The organism is Nocardia heshunensis, from assembly GCF_054782115.1.
The window spans coordinates 52,702-76,264 of the sequence record NZ_BAAGTC010000030.1; the positions used below are offsets into that span (position 1 = coordinate 52,702).

General features: G+C 65.6%; 24 protein-coding genes. 12 read left to right on the forward strand and 12 right to left on the reverse strand.

Translation table 11 applies throughout. The features are described 5' to 3' along the window. Window positions 1–4 precede the first annotated feature (4 nt). From ACYVN4_RS44290 to ACYVN4_RS44315, 6 genes are all read right to left on the reverse strand, one after another. The gene (locus ACYVN4_RS44290; RefSeq protein ID WP_460730170.1) at window positions 5–2,878 is read right to left on the reverse strand and encodes a molybdopterin-dependent oxidoreductase; all 2,874 of its coding nucleotides are present in this window, start codon (window positions 2,876–2,878) and stop codon (window positions 5–7) included. Next, window positions 2,869–3,675, reverse strand: a complete 807-nt coding sequence (locus tag ACYVN4_RS44295; protein ID WP_460730172.1) for an FAD binding domain-containing protein — start codon at window positions 3,673–3,675, stop codon at window positions 2,869–2,871. The genes ACYVN4_RS44290 and ACYVN4_RS44295 overlap by 10 nt, the downstream gene beginning before the upstream one ends. A gap of 75 nt (window positions 3,676–3,750) precedes the next feature. Continuing rightward, on the reverse strand, window positions 3,751–4,611 hold the full coding sequence (locus ACYVN4_RS44300; RefSeq protein ID WP_460730174.1) for a metal ABC transporter permease: 861 nt from the start codon (window positions 4,609–4,611) through the stop codon (window positions 3,751–3,753). After that, window positions 4,608–5,465: a metal ABC transporter permease gene (locus ACYVN4_RS44305; RefSeq protein WP_460730176.1), complete on the reverse strand. Its 858-nt coding sequence runs from the start codon at window positions 5,463–5,465 to the stop codon at window positions 4,608–4,610. Before ACYVN4_RS44305 ends, ACYVN4_RS44300 begins: the two co-directional genes overlap by 4 nt. Next, on the reverse strand, window positions 5,462–6,364 hold the full coding sequence (locus ACYVN4_RS44310; protein ID WP_460730178.1) for a metal ABC transporter ATP-binding protein: 903 nt from the start codon (window positions 6,362–6,364) through the stop codon (window positions 5,462–5,464). Before ACYVN4_RS44310 ends, ACYVN4_RS44305 begins: the two co-directional genes overlap by 4 nt. Continuing rightward, window positions 6,365–7,294 (reverse strand): metal ABC transporter solute-binding protein, Zn/Mn family, encoded by a 930-nt coding sequence (locus ACYVN4_RS44315; RefSeq protein WP_460730180.1) that lies wholly within the window; start codon window positions 7,292–7,294, stop codon window positions 6,365–6,367. It abuts the gene before it with no gap. Window positions 7,295–7,538: 244 nt separating this feature from the next. On the opposite strand from ACYVN4_RS44315, the gene ACYVN4_RS44320 reads away from it, so the two are divergent. The 6 genes from ACYVN4_RS44320 (at window position 7,539) to ACYVN4_RS44345 (ending at window position 11,920) form a co-directional block, all read left to right on the forward strand. Continuing rightward, entirely contained in the window at window positions 7,539–7,838 is a 300-nt protein-coding gene (locus ACYVN4_RS44320) for a hypothetical protein (protein WP_460730182.1), read from the forward strand. 92 nt (window positions 7,839–7,930) lie between these two features. Beyond that, on the forward strand, window positions 7,931–8,956 hold the full coding sequence (locus ACYVN4_RS44325; protein WP_460730184.1) for a permease: 1,026 nt from the start codon (window positions 7,931–7,933) through the stop codon (window positions 8,954–8,956). Then, entirely contained in the window at window positions 8,953–9,711 is a 759-nt protein-coding gene (locus tag ACYVN4_RS44330) for a TIGR03943 family putative permease subunit (RefSeq protein WP_460730186.1), read from the forward strand. The genes ACYVN4_RS44325 and ACYVN4_RS44330 overlap by 4 nt, the downstream gene beginning before the upstream one ends. A 160-nt stretch (window positions 9,712–9,871) precedes the next feature. Further along, entirely contained in the window at window positions 9,872–11,026 is a 1,155-nt protein-coding gene (locus tag ACYVN4_RS44335; RefSeq protein WP_460730188.1) for an alpha/beta hydrolase, read from the forward strand. Window positions 11,027–11,034: 8 nt separating this feature from the next. Next, the gene (locus tag ACYVN4_RS44340; protein ID WP_460730190.1) at window positions 11,035–11,400 is read left to right on the forward strand and encodes a nuclear transport factor 2 family protein; all 366 of its coding nucleotides are present in this window, start codon (window positions 11,035–11,037) and stop codon (window positions 11,398–11,400) included. Window positions 11,401–11,536: 136 nt separating this feature from the next. Further along, entirely contained in the window at window positions 11,537–11,920 is a 384-nt protein-coding gene (locus tag ACYVN4_RS44345) for a PLD nuclease N-terminal domain-containing protein (protein WP_460730192.1), read from the forward strand. A gap of 87 nt (window positions 11,921–12,007) precedes the next feature. On the opposite strand, the gene ACYVN4_RS44350 is transcribed toward ACYVN4_RS44345, so the two are convergent. Beyond that, the gene (locus ACYVN4_RS44350) at window positions 12,008–15,094 is read right to left on the reverse strand and encodes a helix-turn-helix domain-containing protein (RefSeq protein ID WP_460730194.1); all 3,087 of its coding nucleotides are present in this window, start codon (window positions 15,092–15,094) and stop codon (window positions 12,008–12,010) included. A 128-nt stretch (window positions 15,095–15,222) separates the two neighbouring features. Between ACYVN4_RS44350 and ACYVN4_RS44355 the strand changes: the two genes are divergently transcribed. After that, entirely contained in the window at window positions 15,223–15,459 is a 237-nt protein-coding gene (locus ACYVN4_RS44355; protein WP_460730196.1) for a hypothetical protein, read from the forward strand. On the opposite strand, the gene ACYVN4_RS44360 is transcribed toward ACYVN4_RS44355, so the two are convergent. Both ACYVN4_RS44360 and ACYVN4_RS44365 read right to left on the reverse strand, forming a co-directional pair. Next, window positions 15,434–15,646 (reverse strand): hypothetical protein, encoded by a 213-nt coding sequence (locus tag ACYVN4_RS44360; protein ID WP_460730198.1) that lies wholly within the window; start codon window positions 15,644–15,646, stop codon window positions 15,434–15,436. The genes ACYVN4_RS44355 and ACYVN4_RS44360 overlap by 26 nt on opposite strands. A 190-nt stretch (window positions 15,647–15,836) precedes the next feature. After that, the gene (locus ACYVN4_RS44365) at window positions 15,837–16,100 is read right to left on the reverse strand and encodes a hypothetical protein (protein ID WP_460730200.1); all 264 of its coding nucleotides are present in this window, start codon (window positions 16,098–16,100) and stop codon (window positions 15,837–15,839) included. A 598-nt stretch (window positions 16,101–16,698) separates the two neighbouring features. On the opposite strand from ACYVN4_RS44365, the gene ACYVN4_RS44370 reads away from it, so the two are divergent. Next, complete coding sequence (locus tag ACYVN4_RS44370; protein WP_460730202.1) at window positions 16,699–18,024, forward strand: alpha/beta fold hydrolase; 1,326 nt, start codon at window positions 16,699–16,701, stop codon at window positions 18,022–18,024. Here ACYVN4_RS44370 and ACYVN4_RS44375 read toward each other — a convergent pair. Continuing rightward, window positions 18,000–18,947 (reverse strand): lipase family protein, encoded by a 948-nt coding sequence (locus tag ACYVN4_RS44375; RefSeq protein ID WP_460730204.1) that lies wholly within the window; start codon window positions 18,945–18,947, stop codon window positions 18,000–18,002. The two genes, ACYVN4_RS44370 and ACYVN4_RS44375, sit on opposite strands and share 25 nt — an antisense overlap. 421 nt (window positions 18,948–19,368) lie before the next feature. On the opposite strand from ACYVN4_RS44375, the gene ACYVN4_RS44380 reads away from it, so the two are divergent. Continuing rightward, on the forward strand, window positions 19,369–19,497 hold the full coding sequence (locus ACYVN4_RS44380; RefSeq protein ID WP_460730206.1) for a hypothetical protein: 129 nt from the start codon (window positions 19,369–19,371) through the stop codon (window positions 19,495–19,497). Window positions 19,498–19,602: 105 nt separating this feature from the next. Here the strand turns inward: ACYVN4_RS44380 and ACYVN4_RS44385 are convergent, their stop codons facing one another. Beyond that, window positions 19,603–19,920: an antibiotic biosynthesis monooxygenase family protein gene (locus ACYVN4_RS44385; protein ID WP_460730208.1), complete on the reverse strand. Its 318-nt coding sequence runs from the start codon at window positions 19,918–19,920 to the stop codon at window positions 19,603–19,605. Window positions 19,921–19,969: 49 nt separating this feature from the next. Between ACYVN4_RS44385 and ACYVN4_RS44390 the strand changes: the two genes are divergently transcribed. Together ACYVN4_RS44390 and ACYVN4_RS44395 are read left to right on the forward strand one after the other, a co-directional pair. Continuing rightward, window positions 19,970–20,548, forward strand: coding sequence for a TetR/AcrR family transcriptional regulator (locus ACYVN4_RS44390; RefSeq protein WP_460730210.1), 579 nt, complete (start codon window positions 19,970–19,972; stop codon window positions 20,546–20,548). Window positions 20,549–20,715: 167 nt separating this feature from the next. Beyond that, window positions 20,716–21,144, forward strand: a complete 429-nt coding sequence (locus ACYVN4_RS44395; RefSeq protein ID WP_460730252.1) for a TOBE domain-containing protein — start codon at window positions 20,716–20,718, stop codon at window positions 21,142–21,144. 158 nt (window positions 21,145–21,302) lie between these two features. On the opposite strand, the gene ACYVN4_RS44400 is transcribed toward ACYVN4_RS44395, so the two are convergent. Beyond that, window positions 21,303–22,154 (reverse strand): alpha/beta fold hydrolase, encoded by an 852-nt coding sequence (locus tag ACYVN4_RS44400; protein WP_460730254.1) that lies wholly within the window; start codon window positions 22,152–22,154, stop codon window positions 21,303–21,305. Window positions 22,155–22,344: 190 nt separating this feature from the next. Here ACYVN4_RS44400 and ACYVN4_RS44405 point away from each other — a divergent pair, with 190 nt between their 5' ends. Further along, a complete protein-coding gene (locus ACYVN4_RS44405) occupies window positions 22,345–23,550 on the forward strand; it encodes a phthiocerol/phthiodiolone dimycocerosyl transferase family protein (RefSeq protein WP_460730212.1) in 1,206 nt (401 codons plus the stop codon). Window positions 23,551–23,563 lie beyond the last annotated feature (13 nt).

Here is a 23,563-nt window from a genome sequence, read left to right on the forward strand (position 1 = left end):
TCGGCTAGCGGACGCCGACGGGCGTCCGGGCAGGCTCGTTGACCACCACCTGCACGGACCGCGCCCAGGCCGGGACGTCTTCGAAGGCGTTGAGTAGACGCCAGATTCGGTCGCGGGAGAAGGGAGTCTCGCAAGGACGGGTGCCGACTGCGCGGCGGATGGCATTGCCCAGGGCCGCCGGGACCGGGTTGTAGGGGCTTTCGCTCATCGACTTCGCGCCGAATGGGCCGAGCTCGTCGAAGGTTTGGGCGAAGTGGATCTCGGTTTCGGGGACGTCGTTCATTTGGGGAATCCGGTAGGCGCGCAGGACCGGAGTGAGCAGGTGGCCCTGCTCGTCGACCATGACTTCCTCGTACATGGCGGTGCCGAGTGCCTGGGCGATGCCGCCTTCCACCTGGCCGCGGCATTGCTCGGGGTTCAGGACGGTGCCCGCGTCGGCGGCGTGCACCGATTGCAGGATGCGGACCGCGCCGGTGCGGGTGTCGACGGCGACGCGGAAGCCGTGCACGTTCCAGGCCAGCGAACGGAACTCGCCCAGCTCGTCGCCGCGCGCGAACGCCCTGTCGCCGTTGCGATTCGACTCCGGGCAGGCCGCAATGGCCTCGGCGAAGTCGACGATCCGTGCGGGAGTGTGGATTCCGTCGGCGAACATCGCGCAGTCGGCTGCCGCGGTTCCCGTGAGCTCGGATGCGACACCGAGCAGCAGTTGCCGCAGCGCGATCGCGGCGGCGTGCAAAGCCTTGCCCGCCACCGTGATTCCCGCCGATGCGAAAGCGCCGGTGTCGTAGACCGCGCCGTCGGTGTCGCCGTTGGTCAGCACCACCCGGCCCGGTTCGGTGGACATGTCGCTGGCGATGATCTGGGTGTGGACTGTGGTGGTGCCGTTGCCGAATTCGCAGGTGCCCACAGCCGCGGTGTAGGTGCCGTCCGGCGAGACCGACAAGGTGGTCTTCGAGACGTGACCGAACGGGGCCATGGTCGCGATCATGGCGATGGCCATCCCCTCGCCCACCCGCCAGTGCGGGCCCTCCGGATCGGGCACCCCGTTGCCGCGAGACAGGCCGCGCTGCACCAGATCCAGGCATTGATCCAGGCCGTAGCTGCCGTAAACCAGGCCCGCGTCGGCGGGGTGCGCCTCGATGAGGGGGTCGCCGTCGCCGACGATATTGAGCCGTCGCAGCTCGAACGGGTCCATGTCCAGGGCGACGGCCAGTTCGTCCATGGCCGACTCGATGCCCAGGATCACCTGGCCCAGACCGTAACCGCGGAAGGCGCCAGAGGGCAGATTGTTGGTGTAGACCGTCTCGGCATCGACGCGCTTCGCCGGTGCGCGGTAGACGCTCAGCGATTCCGCGCAGGCGTGGAACATCACGCCGGGACCGTGATTGGCGTAGGCGCCGGTGTCGGACAGCACGTTCAGCGCGATCGCGGTGAGCCGCCCACCGCGGTCGGCGCCGAGCCGGACCTGCACCCGGAACGGGTGACGGACGGAGGTGCGCGCGAATTCGTCGGGGCGGCTCATCTCGTAGATCGCGGGCTTGCGGGTGCGCAGGACCACGAGCGCGACCAGATCCTCGGTCAGCATCTCCTGTTTGCCGCCGAAACCGCCGCCCACCCGCTTGGTGAACACCCGCACCCGATCCTCGGGAAGTTTCAGCAGGCGGCACAGGGTGCGACGGGTCAGGAAGGGCACCTGGGAGCTGGTGCGGATCTCCAAACGCCCGTCCTCGTCCAACCACCCTATGCTGCCGTGGGTTTCGAGCTGCATGTGCGAGACCCGCTGGGTGCGCCATTCGCCCGAGACCGTCACCGCGGAGTCGGCCAGGGCCTGCTCGATGTCGCCGCCCATGCCATCGTGGATGGCGGCCACCACATTTCGCGCCGGATCCAGGGGGAGTTCGTCGGCGGGCTGATCGGTGTCGAGCAACTCCGGGTGCACCAGCGGCGCACCCGGGGTGCGGGCGAGCTCGGGGTCGTGCACCGACGGGAGCACCTCGTAGGTCACTTTGATGAGGCGGCAAGCCTTTTCGGCGACGGCCGCCGAAGTCGCCGCGACCGCCGCGATGCGCTGGCCGCGGAAGCGCACGACATCGTCGAAGATGAGCGTGTCGTGCGGGTCGTCGGTGCGGCGTTCGTGCTGGCCGGTGGAATAGCGCATCGTCGGCACATTGCGGTGGTCGAGCACCAAGGCGACGCCGGGCAGGCGCTCGGCCTGGCGGGTGTCGATGGTGAGGATGCGCGCGTGCGCGTGCGGGGAGCTCAACACGCGAATATGCAGTGCGTCAGGGACATTCACGTCGAAGGTGTACGGCTCGGTGCCGGTGACCACCCGCTTCGCCGCCGGTGGATGCACCGACGTCTTGACCCCGGACGCCCCGGCGCTCGGCACGACACGGTCCGGCGTGTGGTCGCACCCGGCGCCGTCGTGTTCTCCGCACCCGGCGCTGTCGCGGACGCCCTGGCGGATCGCCTGCCGGATCGACCGGTACCCGGTGCAGCGGCACAGGCTGCCCTTCATCAGCCGGTGCATGTCATCCAGCTGATCCTCTTCCAGGGTGGAGGCGGTGACGATCATTCCGGCTGTGCAGAAACCACATTGGAAGGCGAAGTTGTCGACGAACGCCTGCTGCATCGGATGCAGGTTCTCCGGCGTGCCCAAGCCGGAGACCGTGGTGACCTTGCGCCCCTCGATCCGCTGCGCCGGATAGATGCACGAATGCACCGGCTTACCGTCGACCAGCACCGCGCAGGCACCGCAATCGCCCGCGTCGCACCCCTTCTTGACCTCGAAGTGCCCCTGATCGCGCAGGAAGGTGCGCAGGCACTGCCCCGCACGGGGTTCGGCGGTGCACGACTCGCCGTTGATGTTCAGCTCCATGGCAGCAGTTCCTGTCGGATTTCCTCGAGCAGCACTCCGCTGACACCGCGACGCCAGTCGGCGGAGCCCAGCGGATCGGTGTAATAGCCGTCGGCATGGCGGCTGTCGGCGCGCAGTTCGGCGGCCGACGGCAGGGCGCGATAGCGCAGCACCACCGGACGTTCGGTCGCGGCCGTGATGGTGAACACCGCGGCACCGGACTCGTCCACCCGGCCGGTGAGCACCGCTGCACTACGCCCGATCTCGGCCAGTGCGATCTTGCGGAAACCGGTGTGGGCGCGCAGCGCGTGATCGGGAATGTCGATGCAGCGCACCACATCTCCGCGCCGCAACAGACTGGTCCCATTGCCGGTGGGCAGCTCGGCGACCGGCATCGAGTACTGACCGCTCGCGGTCCAGACCAACGCGGTCGCGTCCAACGCGGCCGCCAGCGACACCATCGACGCCGCCGCATACGACCGGGCGATATTCCCCCCGACCGTCATCATGTTCCAGATCTTGAACGAAGCCAGCAATGCGGTCGCCGCCTGAAAGAAGATCGGATGCGCCGCCCACCCCTCCCGCCGCTTGATCCGCGACAGCTCGGCAACCGTGCAGGTCGCCCCGATCCGCAGCCCCTCGGCCGTCTCCTCGATCGACCGCCACCCCATCGTGCCCAGATCCACCAGTCCGGTGGTGTGCACCTGCGGTTCGGAATACAACCAGGTACCGCCCCCGAGGAACGCCTCCCCCGGCCCCAGCACCAGATCTTCCCGGGTGCGCGCAGACCGCCACCGCTCGATCGTGTTCAGATCCATTCGCCCAGTACAGCCCGGCCCTACCCCACCCACCACCACCGCCGAATCCGAACCTCCGACCCCGCCCTTGGATGATCAACCAACGCCGTGCCGCAGCCGGGTCCGGTGACCCCTCGGACGCAAGCCGAGCAGGAAGGCGGACAGGTAGCAGGCCGCAGCGCAGGCTGTGATGGTGAAACTGGCCGGGGCGGAGGGGATTTCGTAGGACAGGGTGATGCCTGCCCAGACCGCCAGGATGGCCAGCCCGGCCGAGAGCCAGAAGGCGTGCCACGGGCGGACGGTGAGCCGGGCCGCGGCCGCCGCCGGGGCGGCGAGCAATCCGAGCACGACCACGGAGCCGACCAGCGGGGTGGCCTCGGCGACCGTGGCGCCGACCAGGGCCAGGAAAACCGCGCCCAGCATCCGTACCGGCACGCCCGAGGCTCGGGCGACATCCGGATCGATGGTGGCAAACAGCAGCGGCCGTGCGATGAGCAACAGGAGCAGGACGGCACCGACACCGATGAGCACCGAACCGGTGGCCGTCGCGGCCGTGATCCCGAAGATGCTGCCGAACAACACGTTCACGTTCGCGCTGCCGTTCCCGCCGCTGCGGTGGGTGGTGTAGTAGGTCAGGAACAGCACGCCCAGACCCAGTACCCAGGAGAAGAAGGACCCGATCGCGACATCGTCGGTGCCGCCGCGGATCCCGCCGGTGCCGAGGACCAGCCCGGCCACGATGGTCGCCGCGAACAGCCCCAGCCGCGGGTTCATCCCCGCCGCCAGTGCCGCCATCGCCCCGGTGTAGGCGACGTGACCCAGCGCGTCACCGGCGAAGACCTCACCGCGCTGCACCAGGAAATGCCCTGTCAGACCGCACAATACGGCCATGACGGTGCCTGCCGCGAGGGCGTAGACGAGAAACGGATGCGACAGCATGCCGGTCAATGTGCTCATGCGGCAAACCGCCATTTGCGCCACGTCAGGCTGACCAGGTAGCACCCGAAAGCGAAACTGCTGACCCAGAATCCGATCGGATACGGGGAGAAGAACGCGAATCCCATTCCCGCCCAGGTGACTACGAGCGCGATGGCGATCGACACCATGATCCCGCGCCCCGGCCGATCGGTGAGCTGATGCGCGGCCGCGGCCGGGGCCACCAGCAGCGCGAAAACGAGCAGACTTCCGGTGACCTGGCTGGTGCCCGCCGCGGCGACACCCAGCAGCACCGTGAACGCGGCGGCCACGATCCGCACCGGAATCCCCTGTGCGGCCGCCGTTTCCGGATCGATGGACGCCCACAGCAGCGGCCGCCCCAACAGCGCCAGCACCACCAGGCACGGCACCGCGGCGATCAGCAGCACCACGACCTGCTCCTCGGTGACACCGGCAATGGTCCCGAACAGCAGGTTGGTCAGGCCCGAGAGAAACCCTTTGTACAGGCTCACGAACAGCATTCCGGCCGCCAGCGCGAACGCCTGCACGATGCCGATCACCGCCGACTGCTCCCGGCCGCCACCGGTGCGCACCGCCCGCTGCATGGCGGCGATCACCAGCGCGGCGCCGACGCACGCGCCGAAATACCCGTAGCCGGCGGCGATTCCGAGATAGGTGGCCGCCGCCGCGCCCGGGAACCCGACCAGGGCCAGGGTGTGCCCGGCGAAACTCTCGCGCCGCAACACCATCATCCAGCCCGCCGCTCCGGCCACCACCGCGACAATGCTGCCCGCGCGCACGGCATTGACCATGAACGGATACGACAGCATCTCGCGCAGATCCTGCAGCAGATTCCAGGTCGCTACGGGGTTCATCGGGCTTGTCCCCCATCGGAATCGGTGGGCAGATGCCCGGCGGGCACGTCCGGCTGGCCCACGACCACCATGCGCCCGGTGCTGTCGCGCAGTACCTCGATGCGCATGCCGTAGAGCGCGGAGAGCTTCCCGCCGGTGATCACCTCCTCGGGGGTGCCGCTCACCGCGCTGCCGCGCGCGACGTACACCAGCCGATCCAGGTACGGCAGAATCGGATTCACATCGTGGGCAACCATGATCACCGCGATGCCCTCCCGCCGGCAGATGTCGCGGACCAGCGCGCTGATACCGGCCTGACTGGGAACATCGAGACTGTCGAGCGGTTCGTCGAGCAGCAACAGCCGCGGCTTGCGGATCAGCGCCTGCGCGATCAACAGCCGCTGCTGCTCACCGCCGGAGCACTGTCCGATCGGCCGGTGCGCGTAGGCACTCGCGCCGACCAGCTCGATCACCTCCCGCACCTGCCGCCGCGCGTCGGCGAATCGTTGTGGCGCAACGATTCTCGACACCAGCGGCAGCGGTGTCCCCCAGCGCGTCCCGTCCAGACCCAGGCGCACGATGTCGACACCGCGGATGCGCACGCCCGCGTCGAAGGCCCGGCGCTGCGGCAGATAGCCGATATCGGCATTGCGCCGACCGGACCTGCCGCCGAGCACCTCGATGGTGCCGGCGGTGGGCACCAGACCCAGAATCGCCTTCAGCAGGGTGGATTTCCCGGCGCCATTGGGTCCGAGCACCGCCACGAATTCGCCGGGCGCGACGTCCAACGAGACGTCCGACCAGATCCGCCTGCCGCCGACGATGGCCGCGATCCCCCTCATAAGGACCACGGACTCCTGGGCGGAGGGCCGCGGAACCGCGACGGAATCCGTCGCGGCCCGCGCCTTCACGCTGGTCATCTACTTGCCGGTCGCCTTGTGCAACGCGTCTTCCAACGCCTGCAGCTGATCCGACTGCCAGTCCTGGAAGGCGGCGTCGGCCGGGGCGAGCGTCTCGGTCACCGTGCTGATCTCGATGCCTTGCTTCTTGGCCGCGTCCACCTGGGCCTGCACGTCCGGGGTGCTGTTCTGGCTGTTGTAGACGTAGACCTTCATCGCCTTGGTGGCGATCTGCTGATCGATGAGCGCCTTGTCCGCGGGCGCGGGATCGGTGCCCTCGCTGATCGCCTTCAGGAACTCCGCGGGAGTAATGAGCTTCAGCCCCAACGCATCCGAGAGCGGCGAGAAGATCGACTCACTGGCACCCACCGGGGTGCCCGCGTACTTGGCCTTGATATCGGCGATCAGCCCCTTGTACTTGCTCAGCGCGGTGCCGACGAACTTGGTGCGCTGATCGTCGAAGTACGCGGCATCGGCCGGATCGGCCTTCTTGTAGTCGGCGGTGATCGCATCCACGATCTTGGTCACCGAGTCCGGCGAGTACCACTGGTGTGGGTTCCCGTCCTCGGCAATCCCGAGTTCCTTGCCCACGGTGAGCTCTACGCGATCCTTGCCCGGGTTGGCCGCCAGCAGCTTGTCCGCCCAAGCGTCGTACCCGATTCCATTGGCGATGAACACCTTCGCGCCCGCGACCGTCCGCGCGTCGGCGGGCGTCGACTCGTAGGCGTGCGGGTCGGTGTCGGGATTGGTGATGATGCTCGTCTCGTGCACCTTGTCACCACCGAGCTGCGCCGCGATGCTGCCCCACGCATTGATCGTCGCCACCACTTCGAGCTTGCCGCCCGAGGCGTCCGATGACTTCGTCGAACTACACCCCGCCACCACCCCGACGAGCGCCACCGCACACGCGGCCGCCGTCATCACACGTTTGCTGAATACCAGACCAGCCATCTTGCAACCCTCAACAGATCTTGAAACCGAAAATCATTGTCATCAACGTAGCAGGCCGATCGACCGCCTACCAAGCGGGCCACGAACCGGGCATCCAGTCGAATCGGCAAGTCGCCGAGTGCATCACGACGAACGGCATCTAGCTATCTACCAGCGCATACACAAAAAGGTGCGCACATTAGGATGTGAAAATGAAAGCGCCGGAAGGGCGCACCGCGAGGGACACGAGAGAGGAACGAAGATCATGACGACACCCCAGCACGAGGCGCACACCGAGCACGGCCACACCCACGGCGAGGGTTGCGGACATGTAGCTGTTCCACACAACGGGCACACCGACTACGTGCACGACGGTCATCTCCACCGCGCCTACGACGGCCACTACGACGAGTGCGAACCGTCCGGGCACGCCGCGCACGACAATCACGACCACACGCACGGGGAGGGCTGCGGCCATGCCGCCGTCCCCCATGGCGACCACGTCGACTACATCCACGACGGGCACCGGCACGCTAGCCACGACGGTCACTACGACGAGCACTGAGCATGGCAGTCACCGCGTGAAGATCGAAACGGCTGCACGCGAGAGCGATTGAGCCGGGCGCGCGGACACGAGTTCACAGGGAAGTCGCGAGCATGTCCTGTCAGGATGTGGGCATGCTGGCGCAGAACACTCTGAACTCGGTCCGTGTCCGGGTGTCGTCCACCTATATTCTCGCCGCGCTTGTGATTCTCGGCGTGGCCCTGCACGGGCCCATGGTGCGCGCGGTGGGTTCGTCGGCGCGACTACAGACCGCCATCACGATTTTCTCCGGTGTGTTCGTCCAGGCGGTGCCGTTCCTCGCGTTGGGCGTCACGGTCAGCGGGGCGATCGCCGCTTTCGTATCCCCGGCCTTGCTGCGAAAGGTACTGCCGCGCAATGAGACCGCGGCCATCGGTGTGGCCGGGCTGGCCGGCATGGCCTTGCCCGGGTGTGAATGCGGCGTGGTCCCGGTGGCACGGCGGCTGACCGAGCAGGGCGCGCCGGGGTCGGTGGCGCTGGCCTTCATGCTGTCCGCGCCCGCCATCAATCCGGTGGTGCTGATCGCGACCGCCGTGGCATTTCCGGGCGAACCGGGAATGGTGGCGGCGCGCTTCACCGGTTCGCTCGCGACCGCGTTCACCATGGGGTTCATCTGGTCGCGGATCGGGCGTCCGGCGTGGCTGCTGCCGCGCGCGGCGAGCCATGATCATTGCGCGACCGGGCGTACCCGGTGGGAGGTCTTCAGCGAGACCGCGCGGCATGATCTGTTGCAGGCCGCCGCTTTTCTGGTGCTGGGTGCGGCCGCGGCCGCCGCACTGCACGTGCTGGTGCCCCCGGCCTGGTACCAACATCTGTCCGGGCAGATGGCGGTCGCGATTCTGGTGATGGCGGTGCTGGCGATCGTGCTCGCACTATGCTCGGAGGCCGACGCGTTCGTCGCGTCGAGCATGTCGGCGCTGCCGCTGCTGCCGCGGCTGGTCTTCCTGGTGGTGGGACCGGCCGTCGACGTGAAACTCTTCGCCATGCAGGCCGGCGCGTTCGGACGGCAGTTCGCGATTCGCTTCGCGCCCTTGACTTTCGTGGTGGCGCTCGTCTGCGGGACAATCGCGGGATTCGTCTGGCTGGGAGGGGCGCGATGAAACGGGAGACCCAGAACCTGCTGTTGTTGCTGATCGGCGCGGCGGTGCTGTGGATCACGCTCGACGGCACCTATCTGCGGTACGTGAAGCCGAGCCTGTACCCGTACCTGCTGATCAGCGGCATCGGATTCGTGGCGCTCGGGCTGATCGCCATCGTGCGGGACATCCGGCGCGGCACGGCGGTTCACGACGACCACGACCATGAGCACGGGCGCGGCCGGGCGCAATGGCTGCTGCTGGCCCCGGTCGCCGCGTTGATGTTCATCGTGCCGCCCGCCCTGGGGGCGGACGCGGCCGCGACAACCTCACCGGTGCAGGCGGTTTCGCATGATCCGGCCGTCGACGAGCCCAAGCAGTATCCGTTCCCGCCGCTGCCCGCCGGGGACGCGCCGGTGGTGACCGTCGTCGATCTCGTCGATCGGGCGCTGCTGGACTCCAGCCATTCGCTGGACGGGCGTGAGGTGACCCTGCGCGGATTCGTCATCCGGCCCAAGGATCTCGAACAGAGTCACGCTCCGGGGACCGAGTTCGATCTGGCGCGGGTGGTGATCACCTGCTGTGTCGCGGATGCCCGCTACGTCCTGGTCCACCTGGCCGGGATGCCCGAGGCCATCGAGGACGACGCCTGGCTGGAGGTCCGCGGCACCGTCGTACCCGGCAGCGCCCAGGCCGACTCCGACGAGACACCCACCTTCACCGTCACCGACTATCAGCGAATCCCCAAGCCCGACAGCACTTACGAGCGCAGCCACTGACCGGTCGGTCGGCACAGGCCGTCGGCGCGGCGGCCGGTCCGGTGGCGCCGATCGTCCTCGGCTGGCGGGAATTGTCTCTCAGCTCGCGATCCATCCCTTCCTAGCATCGATGACGTTGTCGCGATGCAGGTCGCGTCGCTCTGCAGGAAGGGATCGTCGGATGGATCGTCAGGAATTGGGCGTTCGGGAGTATCGGGCATTGATCGGCGGCGAGCCGGGCGAGAGGCTGGCCGCGGTGCGGGCGGCTTCGCCGGAGATGTACGAGACCATGATCGAATCGGTGTTCGCGGGGCCGTTGGCTCGGCCGGAACTGGCCCGGGGCGATCGCGAATTCGCCACGGTGGCAATGATCGCGGCCATCGGGGGTGCGGACGACAAGCTGGCCGGGCATGTGCGGGCGGCGCTGGGGCACGGGTGGCATCCCTCGGAATTGCGCGCGCTGGCCGAGCATGCGTCGGCGTATGTGGGGTTTCCTCGGGCGCTGCACGCGCTGGAGGTGATCGACCAGGTGGTGGGCGTGCGGCCACCGGTGATGCGGCGGGTACGGGCCAGCGATCATGAGACGCTGGTCGCCTCGGCCGGTGAAGTCGGTCCGGCGGTGATTCTGTCCGGATCGTTCGGAATCGATTGGCGCATGTGGGAACCCGTCATGGATCGCCTCGCGGTCGGACGGCGGGTGTTCGCCTACAACCTGCGCGGGCACGGTGCGGCGGCCGGGTCGCCCAAGCCCTTCACCATGACCACCATGGCCGATGACGTGCTCGCCCTCATGGACAATCTGGGCCTCGACACCGCGCACGTGGTCGGGCTTTCCATGGGCGGCGGCGTCGCCCAGACGCTGGCCGTGCAGAACCCGGACCGGGTCGATTCGCTGGCCCTGCTCGGCACCACCGACTACCCGTTCACCGACGCCTTCCGGATCCGCGCCCGCTCCGCCGAAATCGACGGCATCCCGGCACAATTGGAGCCGACCCTGACCCGCTGGTTCACCCCCGCGGCGCTGGCCGCCAACACCTGGGGCGTGCGCTACGCCCGCGAACGCATCCTGCGCTTCGCCGCCGACGACTGGGTCGCCGCCTGGAATGCGTTCGCAGACATGGATGTTCAAGGCAAGCTCGCCGACTTCGGCAAGCCGGTGCTGATCCTCTCCGGCGAGAAGGACGCTTCCTGCACCCCGGAGATCATGTCCGGCATCGCCGACCGCATCCCCGGCTCCACCTTCCAACTGCTGCCCGACACCCCGCATCAGCAGACCTTGGAACAGCCCGATCTGGTGGCCGACGCCCTCGACGCTTTCCTCCCCGCGCAACGATAAGGACCGTCATGCCGTCAACACTGGTCACCGACTACCTCGAACAGGTCTGGAACCAAGGCCGCGCCGACCTCGTACCCCGCTTCGTGGCCGAAGACCTGATCCAGCACAGCCCCGTCATGCCCGACGGCCGAGCCGGACTCATGGAAGTGGTCGAAACCATGCACCGCGCCGCGCCCGACTTTCGCTTCGAAGTCCACCGGGTGGCCGCCGAAGGCGACCTGGTCTTCGCCCACAGCCACTACAGCACCGGCCCCGACGACCCCGGCACCGCCGTCGTCGACATCTACCGCATCGCCGAAGGCCTCATCGCCGAACACTGGGACGTCCGCGAACCGATCCCACCCACCACCGTGAACGGCCGCCCGATCATCTGATCGCTCCGGCCACCGAGCGGCAGCAATCACATCGACCAGCGCTTATGAGTGTTGATAGGGTGCGTGTCCAGGCCTTTTCCGGCCACAGTGGGGAGCCAGCGGTCGAGGGATCGACCCAATCACGAGGGGGATGCGGATGCCGTATGCGTTAGTAGGACTGATCACGCTGGGGCTGTGGGTGTACTGCCTCATCGACATCATCACCAGCCCTGAAACCGGCATCCGCCACCTCCCCAAGGGCCTCTGGCTCCTGATCGTCATCTTCATCCCCACCCTCGGCGCCCTACTGTGGCTGATCCTCGGCCGCCCCATCCGCGAGTCCTACGGCCCCCGCTCGACCACCAGCTACAGCGAATACGACCGCCCCGGCCGCTACGTCCCCCAAGACCCCGCAGCCGACGAAGCCTTCCTCCGCGGCCTCCGCGAACGCGCCGAACAACAACGCGCCGAAGCCCGCCGCCAGGAACAAGCCCGCCAACAAGACCTCGACCGCCGCCGCGAACAGGGCGAACAGCTGTAACCGCCGCCGACCGATGGAGCTTGCGCTCCAGGTGCTCGTCGCGCCTCACCACTTCCGTGAATGCTTCGTCGGCTCAGCGGCCCACGATTACGACAGGTCCCGCCACGACCAGGGTTCTGCGGCGCTACCGTCCGGTTCGCGGCCGTACCAATCGTCATCCGCACTCAGGGCCCGATAGCCGGAGGCCACCGCACCCATCTTCAATCCGGTTGCCTGAACACGCTTCTGGAGTTCCTCCACGTACTCGTCGGCGCCGCCGAGGCGCAGCTCATCCAGCACGAGTGCGACGCTGTACACATGGGGCAGAGCCATCGCCGCGGCGACTCGTCGAGCCAGCTCGGCATACCGTTGATTCGAGCCGCATTCGCGGAGTTCACGAAGCAACTTGCTCAGATTCTTCGGATCGTCGAGTTCGATACCGCCTACAGCACGCTGCGCCAGCACGTCGTATTGGTTGAGCTCACCCAATTCGCGAAGCGCCTCCAGCAACCACGTCACATTCGTAATGTTCTCCATGCGAATACCAGTGACGGCGCGGTGCACCAACAGCTGGTACTGGTCGACCGCACCCGATCGCTTCAGCTCATGGAGCAAACGGCCGACTTTGTACCCCGCTGTCAGCGGGTTCGTGGCCGCAGCGCGTTGCGCGAGCTCCTGGTAGCGCTCCCGCTCACCTGCCTCCCGCAAGTTCTCCAGCAACCGAATGACCCCGGAGGTGGTTTCGTCGGGCAATTCATTCGCGGCGGCCTCACGTAACAGCTCTCTGTACTCGTCAACCTCGCCGCCAGCCTGCTGAATGATCTGCGCGGCTTGCAATATCACCTCTCCGCTGTTGACCACGACTTCGGTAGTGGCTCGCTCGGCGAGCTGGTGATAGTCGGCGATACCACCGAACTTTCGCAGTTCCGCCAAGAGTGTGGCCGCCGCGTCCGCGTCGCCGAAACGCTGTTGGTCGATGAACGCCATCACACCAGAACCCTCCTCGAACGAGCCCCCCATTTCACGCACACATCGCAGCGCTGCCGCAGCACCCTCCAACCCTTGTTCGGTCAGCGCTTCGACGGCTCGAGTTGCGAGGTCGACATTCTGGTCGATCTCCCTCCACAGCCCCAGTTCCATCAGCAAATCCGCGGTGCTGTCTACATCATCGAAGCTAACCGTGGTCGCAGCGTGGTCGACGAGATCGCGATACTCGGCAACCGCACCCAGCTTTCGGACCTCCTCGAGCAGTTTCTTCAGTTCACCAGCGCCCGCCCCATTGAATTCGGAGGAAGCCCGTCGCGTGAATATCATTGCCGCTCTGGTCATTCCGAGCTTCCGCAATTCGCGCAACAGATCGGCATTATCGGATGGTGCGGCCGGGGATAGCCCGGGCACCACGCGTCGCGCGAGCTTTCGAGCCTGGCGGACCGCGCCCATTCTCTGCAGCGCGTGCAGCAGACCGACTGTGTCGTCGACATCCGCTGGGAGGCATTCGGCTGATACCCGACCGGCGAATCGTCTCGATTGCCTGATCGCTCCCACTTCGATGAGAACGGCGGACAGACGAGCCAAGTCGTAGGTATCCGTCAATGGAATCGTATTCACGATCCGCCAGGCAAGTTTGCGAGCCGGCTCGGTAGCACCCCGGAGCCACAGCTGTCGGAGAAGCGAGTCGGCGAAGTGCGGGTCGACGAGAGCAGCATGGTCCAGGACCCACGTCGCCATCCGCGATTCCTCGTGATCCGAATCCGGCAGGTATCGGACCAGGAGCGTCGCCGCTTGCGTATTGCTTCCAGCCGCGGCGTTCTTCCAGAGTTGCGCCGCGATCCGATAGAGACCCAATTTTTGCGCCTGCTCACCCAAACTGACCAGATCCCGGCGATCCGCCAGGTGGGCGAGCACCTCCCAAAAGCCGAGCGGGGGAACTACTTCCGCGCGGTCGGTACGTCCATGGTGGTCCAAGAAGTCCGCCAGCTGGAAGGATCCGGCATCGGGATCGTGGTCGTCTCGGCTCGGTACAGCCGGAGAACTGATCCGCGTGATCGGGCCACGAACACCTTTGCATGGTCTCGATGTTTCGACCAGTGTGTCGTCGAACCACCCCGGATCCAGACTGTCACGGTCAACCCCGGCCAAATAGTAAGGCGCGGCGTCTCGGAGCAGCCGGTAGGGCAGCTGATTCCGATGGCCGAGCCTGATCGCGTCCATCGCGACGTCGATGACCGCTCTGGTCGCGGGCGATCCAGGGAATCGGTAGCGATGGATCAGTTCGGGACCACCGGCGAGATACTGAGTGATCTGATCGTCTTCGGCATGCTCGACCGCCATCGCCAGGCGCGGGTCTTCGCTCGCTGCTTCTCGCACGGCATCGAGTTCGGTACCCGCGAAGGCGGTCGGCACCTCGATCGCATTGCGCTTCAGGAGTTTCGTCGTCGCGGCGGCCGGGTCACGACACAATCTTTGAAAGTCGGCAGGCCACAGGGTGCCCACGATCAGAACCGGTGCTCGTGTCGTGTCACCGAGCAGTGTGTCCAATGCCGTGGCTACTCGATCGCCCTGGTCCTCTGTCAGGTATCGCTGAGTTTCGTTCAGCCACAGCACCGTCCTGGGGCGGACCCGATCCAACTGGTCGAGCGCTTCGGGCCGTGTCGGGCTGACCGGATGCCACAACCGCCAACCGCCCGCCAACCGCAGCGGCTTCAGGCCCTCCCAGAGCGCTCGTGTCTTACCCGCCGAGGATCCCGCGACAAAGACCGCAATGGCGCTGTGGCCGTTGACTGCCCGGTCCACCAGCTCGGCAAGCGTCTTATCGTGCTGCCGATGCACGTATGTCGGAAGCGCGGCGACATCGGCCACGGTAGTCACGGTGATCGGTTCATGGACTTCCAGCGCAAACGGGTTCGTGATCGTCTCGAGCGGCACACCGATTCCGCCATCACCCGCCAGCCGATGCGCGGTCTCCCAGGCGTCAAGTTGAGCGCCCGTCACCTCGCATACCGCCAGGACTTCGCGGAGGGTGTCCCACCGAGGAAGGCCCGTCCTCCCACCGAGGATGTCGCTGAGGGTCGTTTTGCCGACTCGGCCACCGGCTTTCCGCACCACCGCGTCGTAGCTGAGATGCTTCGAGGCCAGCAACGATTTCAGGGCGGCCCGCAGATCTTCCGGGGTACGGACCGAGGCAACGTCGACCACGGTCGCCTCTTTTCAGGGGTTCGGTTTCGTTCGGAGGATATTCCTCGGCACCCGTCTCTGCCAGGCGTTTGCCTCGGCTTCACCAATCGTGATGTGCCCGAACGGCCTCCGCCTCGACTGTGGTGTCCATGACCACTGAGATCCTCACCGGCGTCGGCACCTTCGTCCTGATCGCCCGAACGTTGACCCTCGTCCCCGCCGCACTCACCGACCTCCTCAACACCTCCCGGGGGACGCTGCTGGCCGCGCACCGACTCCGAAATGCTGTGGAGCAACGCGATCCCGATCACTCGCCGCTGCCGCCGCCGCTCGACCAGAAACGGCAGGTGGTCGACGTTTCTACAAGGGATCGACGTGAGAGGTGATACCCGGAATGATCATCTGGATCGGCTCGAACGTCTCGGACCCCTTCGACTGGACGCCGATCCGCCCGCCCTTATCAAGAACGGACTTCACAAACGCCAGGACATCGATGCCGATGTTGAAGATTTCGGACTTCGAGAGGTTTGTCTGCGCGGAGATCGCGTCGACGATCTGGGCCGTGCTGGGCATAGGAGTGATCGTCAACCGATCCGGAGAGGACTTCCCACCCGACTTCCTCGACGAACTCACCCGAATCGCCCTCTCTTCCTTCTCGAGCTAGCTACCGCAACCGATCAGTCCGTTCTCCGCGCGCCCCCTCCCCCGAAGTCGTCCGGAGAACGGACTTTCACGAACGCATAGTCACCGACACTCGCTGGATCTACGAGTCCGGCTTCCACACGAACACCAATGTCAGCAGCACTACTGCAGCGATCCCGATACCGCAGACCACCAACACGGCCCACACCGGCAACGCGAAGTAGCAGCACACGCCAACAAGTACTGGCGGCACCAGGGCCACCAATACCAGGGAGAGCACCCGCATGAAGCCCGAGACACTGGAGGCCGAAAGGCCAACCTCCAAATCTCTCCCGTCTTCGAACCTGATGTACGCGCGACCACGCGCAAGCCGGTCCTCTTGCACCAGAACTTCCTTCCCAATTTACTTGGGAGAGAAGGTGATACCCGACGGTTCTTCGCCGCCTACAAGGCATCACACGGTCAGCGGCAAGTCGCTTGGCTGCCCTCTCTCACCCCGCGGGGAAGAGGAGAACCAGTGCATTACGGCCTACCCCTTGTTGCCTGGTAGCACCAATGCTACACCAAATTCGCACCAGACAACATGCCCTGACCGCTGTCCCACGGTGCCGAATACGGTGCAATGGCAGGCACTTTCAGCAGACCGATCGGTATCTCAGTCGATGAGCTCCTCGCGCGGTGAGGTCATCGATGGCCGCCACCACGATCTCGTCACGCCAAGGAAAACCACGGCTGTTCAAGCTGTGATCGCCGCCATACGGTCGCTCGGGTGCGGTCGGTTACCGTGCAGTAGCGGCGTGGCGAGAGGGATCGGGTTGTCTGCGAGGGTGGTTCGGTGTTTGGTGCTGGTGGCGGTGGCCTTGTCGATGCTGGTGGTGGCTGGGTCGCAGGTTGATCCGGGGGCACGGTTCTTTCATCAGAGCTTGCGGTGGAAGGCTTGCGGTGCAGCGGATTTGGATGCGGCCGGGGCTGAATGTGCCGATGTGCTGGTGCCATTGGACTACCAGCGGCTCGACGGGCGCACTGTGCGGGTCGCGATTTCTCGGGTGAAGGCGACCGATCCGGGCAAGCGGGTCGGTGTGCTGCTGTCCAATCCGGGCGGTCCCGGCGCGGAGGGGTTGGACAGTGTCGATTTGCTCGGAGATGTGCTTTCGCCCGAGGTACGGGCGCGCTTCGATCTGATCGGGATGGATCCGCGCGGGGTCGGTCGGTCGGGGCGGACTCCGCGGTGTGGGTGGCCGGTGGGAGAAATGATTCACTCCGCGGGTATCGATCCGCAGGGGTTCGCGCGCGAAACCGGGCAGGCCGCACGCATGGCGACGGGCTGTGTCTCCGGCGATCCGGAGAAGGTGCGTCAGCTCACCACCCGGAACACCGCCCGTGACATGGACATTGTTCGAATCGCTTTGGGCGAGGAGAAGATCAGCTACTACGGCACCTCATACGGGACCTATCTCGGTGAGGTCTTCACCCAGATGTTCCCGCAGCGCAGCGACCGGATCGTCCTCGACAGCGCGATCGATCCGGATCGATATTGGGAAGGGCTCGTTCAGGATTGGGGCGATGCCGATGAGCGGGCGCTCGACGACTGGGCGAATTGGGCTGCGGCGAAGGACGATACGTATCACTTCGGAGCCACCGCGACCGACGTGCGCGCGACGGTGGTCGATCTGCTTGCGGCCGCGGCCCGCCGCCCGATCGTCATCGAGAGCTTCCCGATCGACGATCACTGGCTCCCGTTCCTGCTGCACAATCTGCTGACCGACGCTCGCCGCAACCAGCCGCTCGCCGACATCGTCCGCGAAATCGCCGACGCCGCAGGCGGTCCGCCGGTGGCCGCCCGCTCGCCACGCCTGCGCGGCACCCTGCAGGTCCTGCAATCCGAGGAGAACTCCACCCTCGCCCAGATCGCCTGCGGCGACGCCCCCGCGCCCACCGACCCCGCCTGGTACGCGGCCAATATCGCCGCCACCCGCACCACCCAGCCGGTCTTCGGAACGCTCGCGAACAACATCCAGCCCTGCGGATTCTGGCCCGCCCCGGCCGAACCGGCCACTCTCGTAAGGAATTCCGTCCCCGCACTGATCCTGCAAGCCACCGGCGACGCCCGCACCCCCTACGCCCACGGCGTTCGCCTGCACCAGCACCTGACGGCATCCCGCCTGGTCACCTTGCAGAACGTCCGCATCCACATGACCTTCCGCCCCGACCTGAGCACCTGCGTCGACACCACCATCAACGCCTACCTCAGCACCGGAACCCTCCCGCCCACCGACACCACCTGCTACGCCGACGCGGCGCAGGAATGAGTTGAGTCCGGGCCGGTGCCGGAGAAGCGGTCCATGAGGAATGCCTGTGCGGCGGGAACGAACAGAACACCTGCGAGCAGGTGATTGCTGCCCGGGTATTCCTTGTACTCGACCGAGACGCCGCGATGGCAGTACTCAGTGGCAAGCGTGCGTTCGCCCGCGGCGACGATGACGCCGTCGCCGGTCCCGTCGGCGTTGCCCGCACCGAACAGCATGGGTGCGCTGGGAGTGCCGGTGTCACCCATACGGTTCTCGGTCAGGATGCGGGAGAAACCAGGGATCGCACGGTAATCCTGGTATTGGGGGCGCAGCAGTTGGGACATGCGCAGTCCGGGAAAGTGCGGTCCGTTGCTGACGCAGTGGTCGGCGATCTGGGCCATGACGTCGCGACCGTAATCGGAGAGGTAAGGGTTCAAGTCGAGGTCGAATCCGCGGGCGGCACCCTGCATGACGTAGGGCAGGACCAGCGCCCAATCCGGGCTGCCATCGACATAGTCGATGGTCGCGGCCATATCGACGGGCATGCCACCCGCGGCGACGCCGACGACGTTCAATTCGGGTGCGTAGGTCGGAGCGAGTTCCGCGGCGAACTCGGTGGCGATGGATCCCCCGGAGAAGCCGGACATCCCCACGGGCGTCGCGGCAGGAGCGCCGAGCACATGGAGAGCGGCGCGGATACCGTCCAACGTGGCATTACCCGACAGACGTCCGGCTCCGTAGGCGAGTTTGCTTCCCTCGTAGTCGGACACGACAACCGTCAGCCCGGCCGCCAGGTATCCGGCGATGATCACCGCGTCCTGCGGTGCACCTTCACCGCCTCCCCGCAGTGCGTAGGACGGATCACAGCCGGCGCTCAGTGAATCGTAGGCAGTCTGGTAGGAGACCATTCGAAGTGGGCCGGACGCAGAGGGCGGTCGGATCACCGTGGCGACAGTAGCGTCAGGTTTCCCGAACTGATCGGTCGTGGCGTACAGCAGCTGGGTGGCCGCTACCGGTAGCTGCACACCGGTCGGAGCGAGAGATATTGTGCGCGTTTGTAATACAGCACCGGGCGCACTGGTCTGCCAACCATCGGGACCGCGGTAGAACGGGTCGTCACCGGGTAGCGGTACGGCCATATCCGCCGACGCCGGCACTGCTGCCACGACCATGGATATCAGCGCGATCAGTCCTGCCACAAGTGCTGTGCAGCAACGAATTCGAACGGTCATCTTCGTTCTCCCCTCACCGACCCCGACACGCACCGAACGGTACGGCGATGTACCGCAGTGATGGGAGCCCCGACAAATCGGGGCCGTCCGGCTACGCGGTGACGGTGCGGCGCGCCACATCGCAGGGCGCACAATGGAACGCACCGAAGAGGAGTTCCGCCGGCTGCTCGACAGCGCCGGATTCACCCTCGATCGCGTCGTGCCCCACAGCCAAGCCGATCTGGATGCCATCGCCGACGAACTTAACGAACGGCCTCGATAAACCCTCGGATTCCGCACACCATCAGAAGCATTCGAGGAAGTGTTGCGATGACCGCGTGAGGCCGCAGGCATGAGTGGGCGTTGGGGCTATCGCCCGGGTAGCGAACTACTTCAGGATCGCGGCAACCTCACACCGGATGGGTTGTGCGCCTTCGATCAATTGCCCTACCCGGCGGCGGGTGTCGGCGATCCGCGGATCATTGTTCAAAGCATCGTGCATGGCTTCTTCGCTCTCCCAACACATGTGGTTGATCACGTGAGTGCCGTCGATGCTGCGCAGCAACCGCATGCCGAGCAGGCCCGGGATATCGGAGATATCGGCGTCGGCAGTGATGCAGTCGATCAGCGCTTGCTGATTGCCAGGACGGACGGTGAAGACATTGAAGACCACGATGCCGGTCTCACCTGTGGGAATGACGTTCATAGTTCGACGGTAGATTCTTAATTGTGCTGCATGTGTAACACTTAAGCGGGTGCGCCAACGCAACCACCGATCCGATGCACAACGCAACGATCGGCTGATCCTGGAAGCGGCAGCCCGGGTGCTGGCGGAGGATCCACACGCCACCATCCAGCGCATCGCCGACGAGGCCGGAGTGGTCCGGCTCACCGTGTACCGGCGTTATCCGAACCGAGATGCGTTGCGGCGCGCCATCTTCGAAACCGCCGCCACCGAAACACGGCTCGCACTCGATCCCGCAGCGGAAGATCCGGTGCGAGCGCTGCGCGAGTTGATCATCGAAATGGCCGCCGTCGCCACCCGCTACCCACTGCTGCTGGTCGGCACCGATCTGCAACCACTGCCCTCGAGCGCCCGTCGGCCGACCCCACCGCCGGCCACCCGCAGCTTGCAGCGAACGATCCTGGACCTGGTCGAACGATCCCAACGTGAAGGAAGGCTGCGCGCGGACCTCCCGTCGGAACTGTTTCCCCAGGCCATCGTGGGCACACTCCGGTTGACACTGCGATTCGCGCGAAGCCGGCACACCGATCCGCACACGATCGGAGAACACGTCGCCGAGCTCTTGCTCAGCGGTTTCCTCCCACGCTGACAACCGGATTCGCCACCCGGTGGCTTCACGAACCCGCAGGGTCCGGCTCGCTGACGCTGCACGACCCGAGGCCGCATCGCCATCACCCGCCCGGTCTACAGCGAATTCACCGGAGTGCGACCATGACCCACTACGTGATCGGATTTCTCGCATCCATGCCTCCGCGGATGCGCGCGGATGGTCGATGTGATCTACGCAGACACCGGCCGCAAGTGAGGCCCACATCACCTCTGTGGTCGCGCCGGAGGGTGTCGACGTCGCGCGCACCCTCGGCGAGGCCAACTTCCTTACCCTGCAGGCCGATACGCCCGCACCAACTGCAGATCCACACCCACGCGGTTGCCAGATCCCTGCCCTGCCGCGTCACTCGCGCGACCTTCCGCGGCGGCGACCACCGTATCGAACTCGCGGCCGAAGACAACGCCTTGCCATCACCGTTGATCGTCTACACCAGCGCCGAGAGCACTCCGCCTGCCGTCAACGACCGTGTCTACATCACCGCGCAAGGCCCGGCGCATCCCATACTCACCGCCGCTTCGAAGACATCACCAACACGTTCAATGGATCTCGAACACGTTGCGCTGCAACAGCGTTGATGTTTAGTTTGGTTACCCTAATATAGTTGCCAGTTGGTCGCCGAGCGTGAGTGATGAGGGACTCCCGCTCGGCGATCAGCACACGTTCCGACGAACCAACCCGATCCCTCGACCGGGCCAGTCACGTTCGCTTCAGACCGAGCTGCCAACCCAATTAGCTAGCGTTGCAGGAACTCCAAGGTGATCCGTTCGAACGCCTCCTTGGCTTCGAGCATGATCCAGTGACCGCAATTCGGAAACACGTGCAGCTCGGCGTTCGGGATGCTGCGCATAGGCAGCAAGGCCATATCGAGCGGGGTCTGGCGGTCATCGCGACCCCAGGCGAGCAGCGTGGGGCACACGACCTTGTGCATCATTGCCCAGTACGGTGGCCGGTCTGTGTCGGTCAGCAGACGCTGGCGGGCCGCGAAAGCCTCCTTGCCGTACATCGCTTTGATCGATTCCAGCGCAGCCGGATCCAGCGCCGTCTGCCAGCGCTCCTCGATCAACTCCTCGGTGAGGATCTCGGGACTGTATGCCATGCACCGCAGCCAGCGGAGCAGGTTCTCCCGGGTCGGCTGCTCGGTGAAATCCTGCAAGATCTGAGATCCCTCACTGAGGGGCTGAGTGAAGAGATTGGGCCCGATCCCACCGATACAGACGAGCTTGTCGACACGGCTCGGGTGATGAATCGCCAGGTTCAACCCAACCACCCCACCCAGCGAATTCCCGATGACGGCAGCGGATTCGATGCCCAGATCGTCCATGAAGCGCAGCACCGAATCCAGTGCGGTCCATACCGGATTACCCTCGACGGGATCACTGACCCCGAACCCGGGGAATTCCAGAACGTAGCAGTGATACTCCTTGGCGAACGCCGCCAAGCTACCCCGGTAATTCCGCCAACCACTCACCCCGATCCCGGAACCGTGCAACATCAACAGCGGTGGCCCGTCACCCGCCTCGTGATAGCGCAAAACACCGGAGTCCGTGACCACTTCGCGTCTCGTGGCTTCATAGGTTGTATCCACATCTACAAAATTAGAACGCGTTCCCATACCTGACAATGGGACATGCTGACAGTTACCGGACATCATGAGACGAAGAATGGCAACTTGTTTCCCAATCGGTGACGTCCCCGGGGTGTGCCGCCGCAGGCCACTACGGTTGGTCCGGGCCGAATCGCGTGTCCCGCATACCAACATCCCATCAGGAGTTCTCATGTCCGCGCTTCGGCGTCCTCTGACCCACGGAGAGTCTGCGACCGTCCGCTCCGGCACCAGTCCGATCTTCGCGGTCATGGAAGCGCGAGGCATCGTCGAACCAGGGGCGCTCACGAGTGCGTGGGACCTTCTAGCCGCGGAGTATCCGCTGCTACGCAGCCGGATTATCAACGAAGATGCCGACTACGTCGTTGCGATCGACGACGTGGCCCCGCCACCAACAGAACTCGCTGCGGAGGCGGGCACGCTCAGTGCAATCGTGCACCGAGCCTGGAAGGTCGGTGATTCGGTCGCACAGGCAGTCCTCGTGCGAGACAGTGATTCCTGCATGATCATCGTCGCCGTACATCATGCCCTCGCCGACGGGCGGCTAGCGGTCACACTCCTGCATAAGCTCGCCCACTATTACACGCTGGTGGCATCAGGCACGCCACCGCGGCGAAACTCGCGGTCACACTTCGAATTGCCGTTAGAGCATCGACTGGAGCACTTCCGCGGCGATGGCGTCGCCGAATGCTCAGCCCCCTCGACTGATGTCATGCGCCTGTCTCCACCTGAACCTGAAACCCATTCGGAAAGGGCGGGATTCGAGATAAAGAACCTCAGATTCGGTCGTGTCGAGACAAGCCGACTCGAGTCGCTCGCGCTGGCGTGGAGTGTCTCGGTAAACAGCCTACTGAGCGCGGTGACACTGGCTGCGCTACGGAATTCATTCGATTCGGCGCATCCGATTCCGTTGGGAATCGGCTATCCAATCGATCTGCGCACCAGAATCGATCCGCCCTTGGCTCCAGACGCCGAGCTCTGCTGCGTAGCCGCTTGGAGCGTCGTTCTGCAAACGCCGCCTGATCCCGACTTGCGTTGCTACGCCGGTGCGATCCAGGAGGGACTGGCCAAGGCAATCGCCGCTCGAGCACCGCAGCGGGCCACAGCAAATGGCGTTTCCGACACGTGGCGTACGAACTCCATCAGCCTGTCGAACCTCGGCCGCCTCGAATTGCCGCAGGCACCCGAAGGTCTCGCTTTCGAGAACACTCGCTTCATCGTGACGAGCCCGGTCCCGCACCCCGCGATCTTCGCCACCAGCCCGGGGGGCCAACTCAATCTGGATGTCGTTTACCACCGTGGCATCGTCTCGGAAGATGCCGCCAAGTGCTTGGTAGAACAGATCGCGCACCGGGTTAGAGCCCTCCCCACTACTTGAGCTCAGGGCACAA